The organism is Nocardia altamirensis NBRC 108246 (assembly GCF_001612685.1).
Classification (GTDB): Bacteria; Actinomycetota; Actinomycetes; order Mycobacteriales; family Mycobacteriaceae; genus Nocardia; species Nocardia altamirensis.
Map to the genome: position 1 here is coordinate 29,939 of NZ_BDAY01000102.1, position 11,159 is coordinate 41,097.

10 protein-coding genes are annotated in these 11,159 nt (G+C 66.9%); 9 read left to right on the plus strand and 1 reads right to left on the minus strand.

Going from position 1 to position 11,159, the window contains the following annotated elements; genetic code table 11:
• The first annotated feature begins 11 nt into the window (after positions 1–11).
• From NA11_RS38670 to alc, 9 genes are all read left to right on the plus strand, one after another.
• A complete protein-coding gene (locus NA11_RS38670) occupies positions 12–1,454 on the plus strand; it encodes an NCS2 family permease (protein WP_069167056.1) in 1,443 nt (480 codons plus the stop codon).
• A 12-nt stretch (positions 1,455–1,466) separates the two neighbouring features.
• Positions 1,467–2,534, plus strand: coding sequence for an XdhC family protein (locus tag NA11_RS38675; protein WP_069167057.1), 1,068 nt, complete (start codon positions 1,467–1,469; stop codon positions 2,532–2,534).
• A 122-nt stretch (positions 2,535–2,656) separates the two neighbouring features.
• Entirely contained in the window at positions 2,657–3,037 is a 381-nt protein-coding gene (locus NA11_RS38680) for an allophanate hydrolase-related protein (protein ID WP_069167058.1), read from the plus strand.
• The gene (locus NA11_RS38685) at positions 3,034–3,834 is read left to right on the plus strand and encodes a hydroxypyruvate isomerase family protein (protein ID WP_069167059.1); all 801 of its coding nucleotides are present in this window, start codon (positions 3,034–3,036) and stop codon (positions 3,832–3,834) included. Before NA11_RS38680 ends, NA11_RS38685 begins: the two co-directional genes overlap by 4 nt.
• Entirely contained in the window at positions 3,831–4,706 is an 876-nt protein-coding gene (locus tag NA11_RS38690; RefSeq protein ID WP_069167060.1) for an NAD(P)-dependent oxidoreductase, read from the plus strand. The genes NA11_RS38685 and NA11_RS38690 overlap by 4 nt, the downstream gene beginning before the upstream one ends.
• Positions 4,703–6,505 (plus strand): glyoxylate carboligase, encoded by a 1,803-nt coding sequence (gene gcl, locus NA11_RS38695; RefSeq protein ID WP_069167061.1) that lies wholly within the window; start codon positions 4,703–4,705, stop codon positions 6,503–6,505. The genes NA11_RS38690 and gcl overlap by 4 nt, the downstream gene beginning before the upstream one ends.
• Positions 6,502–7,713 carry a glycerate kinase gene (locus tag NA11_RS38700; protein WP_245746522.1) on the plus strand — a complete coding sequence of 404 codons (1,212 nt, stop codon included), beginning with the start codon at positions 6,502–6,504 and terminating at the stop codon, positions 7,711–7,713. Before gcl ends, NA11_RS38700 begins: the two co-directional genes overlap by 4 nt.
• On the plus strand, positions 7,706–9,031 hold the full coding sequence (allB, locus tag NA11_RS38705) for an allantoinase AllB (protein WP_069167062.1): 1,326 nt from the start codon (positions 7,706–7,708) through the stop codon (positions 9,029–9,031). The genes NA11_RS38700 and allB overlap by 8 nt, the downstream gene beginning before the upstream one ends.
• Positions 9,024–10,052, plus strand: coding sequence for an allantoicase (gene alc, locus NA11_RS38710; RefSeq protein ID WP_069167063.1), 1,029 nt, complete (start codon positions 9,024–9,026; stop codon positions 10,050–10,052). The genes allB and alc overlap by 8 nt, the downstream gene beginning before the upstream one ends.
• Positions 10,053–10,139: 87 nt before the next feature.
• On the opposite strand, the gene galE is transcribed toward alc, so the two are convergent.
• A partial coding sequence (gene galE / locus NA11_RS38715) for a UDP-glucose 4-epimerase GalE (protein WP_369691190.1) occupies positions 10,140–11,159 on the minus strand: 1,020 nt, incomplete at its 5' end.

The window sequence follows — 11,159 nt, forward strand, 5'->3', positions numbered from 1 at the left end:
AGGGCACGCCAATGACCCAAGTACAGACCCACTCCGCCACCCCGGAGCCGGCCACCGGAAGGTCCGCGCTCGACAGATTTTTCCGGCTGAGTGCACGCAACACCACCGTCTCGCGCGAAATCCGCGGCGGCATCACCACATTCGTCGCGATGGCCTACGTTATCCTGCTCGTCCCGCTGATCATCGGCGGTGTCAAGGATATCGACGGCAACAGCCTGAGCATCGCCCAACTCACCACCGCCACCGCGTTTTCCGCGGGGCTGAGCACCATTCTGATGGGCGTCGTCGGCAACGTTCCACTCGCGTTGGCGGCCGGCCTCGGTGTCGTCCCGGTGGTCGCCTTCCAAGCGGCACCGTACATGACGTGGCCGCAGGCCATGGGCCTGGTGGTGTTGATGGGCGTCGTCATCGTGATCCTGGCGGCGACCGGTCTGCGCACGATGATCATCAATGCCATTCCGCTGTCGCTGAAGAACGCGATCGGCGTCGGCATCGGCATGTTCATCGCGATGATCGGTCTGGTCTCGGCCGGAGTGGTCGGGCACGGGGCGCAGACCGGCCCGCCGGTCACGCTCGGTGCAAGCGGTCACCTCTCCGGTTGGCCCGTAGTGATTTTCGCGGTCGGGCTGCTGCTCATGCTCGCGCTGTTCATCCGCAAGGTGCCCGGTGCGATCCTGATCAGCATCGCCATCGCCACCGTGCTCGCCATCGCGGTGAACTCGCTGGCGAAGGTCGACGCGAAGGCATGGGGCCCGGTGGTGCCGGAGACACCGAAGGGCTTCTTCGCGGCGCCGGACTTCGGGCTCCTGCTGAACGTCGACCTGATCGGCGGATTCGCCAGGGCGGGTGGGCTTGTCGCAGGCGTCGTGCTGTTCACCCTGGTGCTCACCGGCTTCTTCGACGCCATGGGCACCGTGTTCGGCGTCTGTGACGAGGCGGGGCTGCTCGACGAGCGCGGCACCATGCCCGGCCTCGGCAAGGTGTTGACCATCGACGGCATCGGGCAGGTCATCGGCGGTGTCAGCGGCGGGGCGGGAAACACCGTTTATGTCGAGTCGGCGACGGGCGTCGGTGAGGGCGCCCGTACCGGCTTGGCGAGCGTGATGACCGGTGGATTGTTCTGTCTCGCAGTATTGTTCACCCCGCTCGCGGCGGTGGTGCCGATCCAAGCAGCCGCCCCGGCGCTGGTGCTCGTCGGCGCGTTGATGATGACCCAGGCCCGCAAGATCGACTGGGCCGACCTGGAGGTCGCGGTGCCCGCGTTCCTCACCATCGTGCTGATGCCCTTCACCTACTCGATCACCAATGGTGTCGGCGCGGGTGTCATCGCGTACGTGGTGATCAAGGCGGCGCGCGGGAAGTTCCGCGAAATCCATTGGCTGATCTGGGTGGTCGCCGTGGTCTTCGCAGGCTACTTCGGCATCTCGGCCATCGAACTATTGCTCGGCGGATAGAACGGCAGAACAATGCGTGACCTCGCGGCAGAACTCTTGCAATGGCATTCGGCGGGCAAGTCCTACGCCGTAGCCACCGTCATCGGTGTCAGCGGCAGTGCGCCGCGGCCGCCGGGCGCCGCCCTGGCGGTGGACGCCGAAGGCGTAGTGATCGGGAGCATTTCCGGTGGCTGCGTCGAGGGTGCGGTGTATGAGCTCTGCCGCGAGGTGCTGCGTACCGGGCGGCCGGTGCGCGCAAGTTTCGGGTACAGCGACGATGACGCTTTTGCCGTCGGACTGACCTGCGGCGGCACCATCGAGGTATTCGTCCAGCCGATCACGCCTGCCGAGCACGACACGATCGAGGCGCTGCTGCGGTCGGCCGAGCCGGTGGCCCTGGTGCGTGACCTGGATACCGGTGCCGCAATGGCTTTGGGGCCGTGGTGGACGCTCGGCGCGACCTTCGAACCAACGGTCGTCGCGGAGGGGCGGGCCATGCTCGACACCGGAAGCACCGGGGTGCGGGTGATCGGCTGCGGCAGTCGTGAACGCACCGTGTTCGTGGAATCCTACGTACCGCCGCCGCGCATGATCGTCTTCGGTGCAGTAGATTTCGCGTCCGCGGTGACCAGCGTCGGCCGGTTCCTCGGCTATCACGTCACCGTGTGCGACGCCAGGCCGGTGTTCGCTACCCCGGCCCGCTTTCCGGACGCGCACGAGGTGGTCGTCGAGTGGCCCGACAAGTATCTGGCCCGAACCACGGTCGACGCCAGGACGGTGCTGTGCGTGCTGACGCACGACGCGAAGTTCGATATCCCGTTGCTGGAGTTGGCTTTACGGCTTCCCGTCGCCTACGTCGGCGCGATGGGATCGCGGCGAACCCATGACGAGCGGATGGCCGCACTTCTCGCCGCCGGCTTGTCGGAATCCGAACTGGCCGTGCTGCATTCGCCGATCGGACTCGATCTGGGCGGGCGTACGCCTGCCGAGACCGCGGTCGCCATCGCCGCCGAGATCGTGGCGGTCCGCCGAGGCGGCTCGACACAGCCGCTCACCGTCAGCGACGGCCCGATTCACCGGGACTTATTGCCTGTCCGGTGATCGGCTGGAGCATCCTACGAAATCGGCCGGAGAATGATCGACCACCTTTGGGTTGATCTCATCTACCCCGATAGCGCGTAATCCACGCATACTTGGTGCAATTCGAGATAAAGGACCCGATAATGCCGTTGATTTTCCTGAACGGCTCCGCCATGCGCGGAGGGCCGCTCAATCATCTGTTGAACGGTGCGCCGTTCGCCGGTGAAGCGAAAACCGCTCCGCGCTACCGATTCTTCTCGGTCGGCGACCGCTTTCCCGGCCTCGACCCCGCGCCGGACGGCGGACATTCGATCGTCGGCGAGCTGTTCGACGTGCCGCTCGATGTGCTCCGTGAGCAGCTGCTTCCCGCTGAACCGCCGGAGCTCGAGCTCGGCGCGATCGAGCTGGACGACGGTCGCTCGGTCCTCTCGATGGTGTTGCGCCGTCCGCCGACCTCGTACCCGGAACTGATCGACATCACGCGGATCGGCAGCTGGAAGAAATATCGCGAAGGAGCTGAATGAAGCATTACGCAGGGGAGTCCGGTCTCCCGAAATTCGACGTCAATTGTTCGATTCTCTTCACCGATCTGCCGCTGCTGGAACGTCCCGCCGCAGCCAAGGCGGCCGGATTCGACGCGGTCGAATTCTGGTGGCCCTTCGGTGAAGACCCGACACCTGCCGACAAAGAGATCGATGCGTTCGTTCGCGCGATGGATGACGCAGGCGTTGTCTTGGTCGGCCTGAATTTCATCGATCTGATTCCGGTGGGTCGCGGGCTGGTTTCGGTGCCGGGTGAGGTCACCAGGTTCCGGGACAACATCGAGGTGGCGGTCGGCATCGCCGAGCGCACCGGCTGCCGCGCCCTGAATGCCCTGTACGGCAACCGCATTGCGGGCGAGGACCCGGCGGTGCAGGACGAGATCGCGCTGGAGAACCTGCGGCTCGCCGCGAACGCCGCTGACCGGATCGGTGCCGTCGTCCTCGTCGAAGCACTGAATGCCCATGAGTCGCCGCACTATCCGATCGTCAGCGCCGAGCATGCCGTGCGCGTGATCGAGCAGACCGGCGCGCCGAACGTGCGGTTCCTCTGCGACCTCTACCACCTGGCAAAGATGGACGAGAACCTGATCGAGGTGATCAAGACGCACGCGCGCCACCTCGGCCACGTACAGATCGCCGACGATCCCGGCCGCGGCAGGCCGGGCACCGGCGAGCTCGACTTCGCCACGCTCTTCGACACCCTCGCCGCCGCAGGCTACGACGGCTGGATCGGCCTCGAATACAAAGACCCCGAGCTGGATTGGACGTGGATCAAATGACCAAGATCGCCTTTATCGGCCTCGGAATCATGGGAAGCCCGATGGCGGGCCACCTTGTCGCCGCCGGCCACGAGGTGACCGGCTACGACATCGGCCCGAAGGGGCTCGACAAGCTGAAGGCCGCCGGTGGTTCCGCCGCCCCGAGCGTCGCGGAGGCGGTGCGGGACAAGGACGTCATCATCACGATGCTGCCGCAGGACGAGCAGATCGAGGCGGTCTTCCCCGAGATCGTCGAGCACTCGGTGCCCGGCGCGCTCTACATCGATTTCTCCACGATCACCCCGAAGACCGCGACGTGGACCGCCGAACAGGGCCAGAAGAACGGGCTGCGGGTGCTCGACGCCCCGGTCAGCGGCGGCGAGGCGGGTGCGGTGAACGCGGCGCTGTCCATCATGGTCGGTGGCGCCGCGGCCGACTTCGAGGCCGCGACGCCGATTTTCGAGACGGTCGGCAAGACCTTCGCGTTGGTCGGCGGCAACGGCGCGGGCCAATGTGTCAAGGCGGCCAACCAACTCGTCGTCGGCGGCACCTACGCCCTGGTGGCCGAGGCGATCCTGCTGATGGAGAACCTCGGCGCCGACGCGGCCAAGGGCCTCGACGTGCTGGCAGGCGGGCTCGCGGGCAGCAAGATCCTCGAGCTCAAGCGCGAGACCATGCTGGCCCGCAACTTCGTGCCCGGCTTCCGAATCGACCTGCACCACAAGGACATGGGCATCATCCTGCAGGCCGCCCGCGAGGCTGAGGTGTCCATCCCGATGGGTGCGCTCACCGCGCAGCTGATCGCCGCGGCGCGGGCCATGGGCTACGGTTCGCTTGACCACTCGGGCCTGCTGCTGGTGGCCGAGGCGCTGTCGGGCCGGAGCGAAGCATGAAGATGCGCACCGTCGACGCCGCCGTGCTGATCCTCGAAAAAGAGGGCTCGACACAGGCTTTCGGGCTGCCCGGCGCGGCGATCAACCCGTTCTACAGCGCGATGAAGGCGCACGGCGGCATCAAGCATGTGCTTGCCCGCCATGTCGAGGCTGCCTCGCACATGGCGGAGGGGTACACCCGCGCGGCCGCGGGCAACATCGGTGTCTGCATCGGCACGTCGGGCCCGGCGGGCACCGACATGATCACCGGGCTGTATTCGGCCAGTGCGGATTCCATCCCGATCCTGTGCATCACCGGCCAGGCGCCGGTCGCGAAGCTGCACAAGGAGGACTTCCAGGCCGTCGACATCTCGTCGATCGCCGCGCCGGTGGCGAAGTGGGCGGTCACCGTGCTCGAACCGGCGCAGGTGCCGGGCACGTTCCAGAAGGCCTTTCAGCTGATGCGCGAGGGCAGGCCCGGCCCTGTGCTGATCGACCTGCCGATCGATGTGCAACTCGCCGAGATCGAGTTCGACATCGAAACCTATGAGCCGCTGGCGGTGCACCGCCCGGCTGCTACGCGTGCGCAGGCGGAGAAGGCACTCGCGATGCTGAACGCGTCTGAGCGCCCGTTGCTTGTCGCAGGCGGTGGCATCGTCAACGCCGACGCCGCGCACCTGCTTGTCGAATTCGCCGAGCTGACCGGCGTTCCCGTGGTGCCGACGCTGATGGGCTGGGGCACCATCCCCGACGATCACGCGCTGCACGCGGGCATGGTCGGCTTGCAGACCTCGCACCGGTACGGCAACGCCACGCTGCTGGAATCCGATTTCGTGCTCGGCATCGGCAACCGGTGGGCCAACCGGCACACCGGCGGCGTCGAAACCTACACCAAAGACCGCACTTTCGTGCACGTCGACATCGAGCCGACCCAGATCGGCCGGGTGTTCGCGCCGGACTTCGGCATCACCTCCGACGCGGGCGCGGCGCTGCGGGTCTTTCTCGAGGTGGCCCGTGAGCTCGCGGCGGCGGGAGACCTGCCCGACCGCAGCGCATGGGCGGCGCAGGTACGTGCGCGAAAGCAGCAGGGCCAGCGCAAGACCCACTTCGACAACGTGCCGATCAAACCGCAGCGCGTCTACGAGGAGATGAACCGGGCGTTCGGACCAGACGTCCGCTATGTCAGCACCATCGGGCTGTCCCAGATCCAGGCCTCGCAGCTGCTGCACGTCTACCGGCCGCGGCATTGGATCAACGCGGGCCAGGCCGGTCCGCTCGGCTGGACCCTGCCCGCCGCGCTCGGTGTAGCGACTGCGGACCCGGAGGCGACCGTCGTCGCGTTGTCCGGCGACTACGACTTCCAGTTCCTCATCGAGGAATTGGCGGTCGGCGCCCAATTCAACATCCCGTATATCCATGTGCTGGTGAACAATTCGTACCTGGGCCTGATCCGTCAGGCGCAGCGGAACTTCAGCATGGACTACTACGTCCAGCTCGACTTCGACAACATCAACAGCCCCGAGGTCGGCGGCTACGGTGTCGACCACGTCAAGGTGGCCGAAGGGTTGGGCTGCAAGGCGATTCGCGTCTTCGAACCGGACGGCATCGGGCCCGCACTGGAGAACGCGAAGAAGATGATCGTCGAATTCCGGGTGCCCGTGGTGGTCGAGGTGATCCTCGAGCGCGTGACGAACGTGTCGATGGGCCTGGAGATCGACAACATCGTGGAATTCGAAGACCTGGCGCTGTCCGCCGCGGACGCGCCGACTGCCACTGTCGCCATCGAACCGGAACCGGAACCGGTCGGAGGCGGCAGGTGAGCGGGCCGGACGCTTCCCACCAGCCCGCGACGTTCGATACCGCGGAGTTCGGCACGGATATGCGCGGCGGGTGGCGCGAAGGACATTGCGTCGTCGCCCCCGACAAATTCAAGGGGTCGCTGACCGCGCCCCAGGTCGCCGCGCATATCGCGACCGGACTCCGCCGGGTCCGCCCAGACGTTCCCGTGGTCACCATGCCGGTGGCCGACGGTGGGGACGGCACCGTCGACGCGGTGGTGGAGTCGGGCTTCGTCCGCTTCCAGACGAGCGTCACCGGTCCACTGGGATTGCCGGTGGCTGCCTCGTTCGCGATGAGGGGCGAAGCGGCCGTTATCGAACTCGCGGAAGCGTCCGGCCTGCGTCGGCTGCCTATTCGGCCGACTTTCCACACTGCCATGGCCGCAACGAGTTACGGCACCGGCGAGCTGATCCGTGCCGCCGCGGCCCGCGGTGCCAGGCGGGTGGTGCTCGGGCTCGGCGGCAGCGCGTGCACCGACGGCGGGGTCGGCATGATGTCGGCGCTCGGCGTGCGGTTCCTCGATGAGCAGGATCGCGAATTGCCACCGGGCGGTGCGGCATTGAGCCGGTTGGCCCGCATCGACGCCACCGACATGCTGCAGGTGCCGATCATCGTGGCCTCCGACGTCGACAACCCGTTGCTCGGGCCGCGCGGTGCTGCGCACGTCTACGGTCCGCAGAAGGGCGCACGGGCGGGCGATGTGGACGAATTGGAGTGGGGCCTGGCACGGTTGGCCGCGATCGTCGAACGCGATCTCGGCGCCGATGTCGCCGAGCGGCCGGGTGCGGGCGCGGCTGGGGGAGTCGGCTATGCCGCACTCGCCTTCCTCGGCGCAACCGTGCGGCCCGGCATCGAGATCATCCTCGAGCTGATGTCCTTTACCGAGCAGATCGCGGGCGCCCGGCTGGTGATCACCGGCGAAGGCTCGCTCGACCCGCAGACCCTGCACGGCAAAGCGCCGGTCGGGGTTGCTCGGGCCGCGGCAGGCGCCACCGTGCCTGTCGTCGCGGTGGCAGGCCAGCGCTCGCTCACCAGCGAGCAGCTGCGCCGTGCCCACATAGAGCAGGCGTACGCGTTGACCGACCTCGAACCCGACCCCGAGGTGTGCATCGCGAACGCCGGACCCCTGTTGGAACGGCTGTCCGGCGAGATCGCCGGCGCCTGGCTGGGAGCGACTGCCCATGCATGATCTGGTTATCCGGTCGCGGCGGGTCGCATTGCCGGAGGGAATTCGGGCGGCGTCAATTGCGGTGCAGGACGGCAAGATTGCCGCCCTGGCCGACTACACGGCGGAGTTGCCTGCCGCCGCGACCACCGACCTCGCCGACCTCGTCGTGTTGCCGGGGTTGGTGGATTCGCACGTGCACGTCAACGAGCCGGGGCGGACCGAGTGGGAGGGTTTCGCCACTGCGACCAAGGCCGCCGCGGCGGGCGGGGTGACGACCATCGTCGACATGCCGCTCAATTCGCTGCCGCCGACGGTCAGCGTGCCCGATTTAGAGACCAAACGGTCTGTTGCGGCTGGGCAGTGTCACGTGGACGTGGCGTTCTGGGGCGGTGCGATCCCGGGGAACCTGGCGTCGCTGCGACCACTGCACGATGCGGGCGTCGTCGGGTTCAAATGCTTCCTTTCACCGTCCGGGGTCGAGGAATTCCCGCCGCTCGGACTCGGCGAGGTGGAGCAGGTGATGCGCGAGCTCGTCGCGTTCGACGGGCTGCTCGTCGTGCACGCCGAAGATCCAGTGCGCCTGCGTGATCCGGTCGACGGCACCTATCGCGCGTTCCTGGATTCGCGGCCAGGTGCCGCGGAAAAGGCTGCGGTGCAGGAGGTTATCGCGCTCGCCGAAGCGACCGGCGTTCGTGCGCACATCCTGCATGTCTCGGCGGCCGCCTGCCTCGAGCCGCTCGCAGAGGCTCAGGCGCGCGGCGTCCGCATCACGGCGGAGACCTGCCCGCACTACCTCACGCTATCCGCCGCCGAAGCATCGTCGACCGCGTTCAAATGTTGTCCGCCGATTCGGGATTCGGGCAACCAGGACGCGCTGTGGCAAGGACTGGCCGACGGGGTGCTCTCGTGCGTGGTCTCCGATCACTCACCCTGCACGCCCGACTTGAAGGAAGGTGATTTCGCCACCGCGTGGGGCGGCATCGCCTCGCTGCAGATCGGCCTGCCCGCCGTGTGGACCGCCGCCGCCGAACGCGGCTTCCGGCTGACCGACGTGGTCCGCTGGATGGCGTCCGCGCCGGCCGAACTCGCAGGGCTGCAGCACAAGGGCCGCATCGCGATCGGCTGCGACGCCGACCTGGTCGCCTTCGACCCGTGGGCGCCGATCACCGTCGACCCGGCCACGCTCGCGCACAAGAACCCGATCACACCCTACGGCGGCCGCGAACTGCGCGGCCTCGTCCACGCCACCTGGCTGCGCGGCCGGGTCGTCGGCAACGGCAGGCCGCCCGCGGGCAACCTGATCGCCTTGCATCACAACCGACAGGGGAACCATGTCTGACTTCACCAGCCTGCCCGACCTAGCGCTCCGCACGAACCGAGCAGGCGTCGTCGCCGCCAGTGACGAATCGTTCGAGGAACGCGAAAACCTCATCAACCCTTGGGAACCCCGCTTCGCCGAGCACACCTTCGGCCCCAAAGGTCAGGAGTACGACGGTTGGGAGACCCGCCGCCACCGCGGACCCGGCCACGACTGGGCCGTCATCCGGCTCGGCATGCCCGGTGTGATTCGCGGCGTCGTCATCGACACCGCCTGGTTCAAGGGCAACTATCCGCCCTTCACCTCGATCGAAGCGTGCCGGGCTCCCGGCTATCCGTCACCGTCCCAACTGGATTCGGCCGACTGGGTCGAGATCCTGCCGCGCACCGCCCTGAGCGGCGACGCCAAACATGAGCTGCCGATCTCCGACGACCGCATCTTCACCCACGTCCGCCTCAACATCTACCCTGATGGTGGTGTCGCCCGGCTCCGCGTGCACGGCGAAGTGGTGCCCGACCCCGCCCTTCTGATCGGGCTCACCGTCGATCTCGCCGCCCTGGAGCACGGTGCGCGAACGATCGCCTGCTCCAACATGTTCTATTCAGCACCCGACAACATGCTCGCCCCAGGTTTGGCTCGCAACCAGGCCGAAGGATGGGAAACCGCCCGCCGCCGAGACGCCGGAAATGACTGGGCAACAATCCAACTGGCCGCCCAAGGCGTTCCTGCTGTCATCGAACTCGACACCACCAACCTGCTTTTCAACGCGCCGGGTGAGGCGCGGGTGCTCGGCATCGATCACCCGACCGGCCAACCTCTACCGCCGGTCGACGATCCGGCTTGGTTCGAGCTGTTGCCCAGAACCACACTGCAACCCGACACCCCACACCGTTTCCGGCTCGCACCCTCCGACCGCCAGGCCACCCACATCCGGGTCGACATCTACCCCGACGGCGGTATCGCCCGGCTCCGCGTCCTAGGTGCGCTGACCTCGGACGCCGAGCGTGCGCTGAACTCCGGCTGGCTGTCCGACGGGAAGTGAACCGTCGCCCGGGAAGGTTCAGGGTGTCGGCGTGGAGCTATAGGTACGCTTGCCGCCGCCTGACCACTGAATCGCGCTGACTCGAGGTCAGAATCGGATCTCGGCGTGGACAGCCTGATGGAACGCCCATGCGTCGGCGATGATGTCGGCGAGTTCCGGTCGCTGCGGCTTCCAGCCGAGCACTCGGTGTGCCTTCTCGCTCGAGGCGACGCTGATCGCAGGGTCGCCCGGTCGCCGGTCACCGATCAGCACCGGGAACTCGCGGCCGGTGACGGTGCGGACGGTCTCGAGGACCTCGAGGTTCGAGAACCCTTGCCCATTACCGAGATTGAAGATCTCGTGGCGGCCTGGCTCGAGCGCGTCCAGCGCGAGCAGGTGTGCTTCGGCCAGATCGCTGACATGCACATAGTCGCGCCGGCACGACCCGTCTGTCGTCGGGTAGTCGGTCCCGTACAGCGTGAACGACTCCCGTTCGCCGAGCGCGGTTTGCAGCAGGATCGGGATCAAATGGCTCTCGGGATCATGGCGTTCGCCCAACCACCGCCCCTCGGCCAGCACCGCGCCGGAGGCATTGAAGTACCGCAGGCTCGCCGCCGCCAGATTCCCCGCGCCGCACTCGCCTGCGATCATCAAGTCGATTATTGCCTTCGTTGCCGCGTACGGATTCTGCGGCCTGACCTCGTTCGTCTCGTCGAACGGACGCGTGCCGTCACCGTAATACATCGATCCGGTGCTCGAGAAAATCAACCTCGGCACCGCAGCAGCGCGGATCGCGCGCAACAGTGCCAACGACCCCTCGATGTTCTGCTGCCAATACTTCTCCGGATTCCGCACCGACTCCGCCACTTCGATCTTCCCGGCGAAGTGCAGCACCGCCTCGAAACCCGCGGTAGGCGTGAGTATCTCGCCGACATCATGCACGGACATCTGATGAAACTTCGCCCCGCCGGCCAGATTCGACGCAAACCCGGTCGACAGATCATCCACGATCTCGACCTCATGCCCCGCACCCACCAACTGATGCGAAACCACGGACCCGATATACCCGGCACCACCAGTAACCAAGATCTTCATCCAACCCGCACTTTCCGGTAGTCGAACATGGAC

What these genes read in the sequence shown, in the direction of transcription:
- NA11_RS38670 (WP_069167056.1), top strand. Translation starts at nt 12, where the DNA reads ATGACCCAAGTACAGACCCACTCCGCCACCCCGGAGCCGGCCACCGGA.
- NA11_RS38675 (WP_069167057.1), top strand. Translation starts at nt 1,467, where the DNA reads ATGCGTGACCTCGCGGCAGAACTCTTGCAATGGCATTCGGCGGGCAAG.
- NA11_RS38680 (WP_069167058.1), top strand. Translation starts at nt 2,657, where the DNA reads ATGCCGTTGATTTTCCTGAACGGCTCCGCCATGCGCGGAGGGCCGCTC.
- NA11_RS38685 (WP_069167059.1), top strand. Translation starts at nt 3,034, where the DNA reads ATGAAGCATTACGCAGGGGAGTCCGGTCTCCCGAAATTCGACGTCAAT.
- NA11_RS38690 (WP_069167060.1), top strand. Translation starts at nt 3,831, where the DNA reads ATGACCAAGATCGCCTTTATCGGCCTCGGAATCATGGGAAGCCCGATG.
- gcl (WP_069167061.1), top strand. Translation starts at nt 4,703, where the DNA reads ATGAAGATGCGCACCGTCGACGCCGCCGTGCTGATCCTCGAAAAAGAG.
- allB (WP_069167062.1), top strand. Translation starts at nt 7,706, where the DNA reads ATGCATGATCTGGTTATCCGGTCGCGGCGGGTCGCATTGCCGGAGGGA.
- alc (WP_069167063.1), top strand. Translation starts at nt 9,024, where the DNA reads ATGTCTGACTTCACCAGCCTGCCCGACCTAGCGCTCCGCACGAACCGA.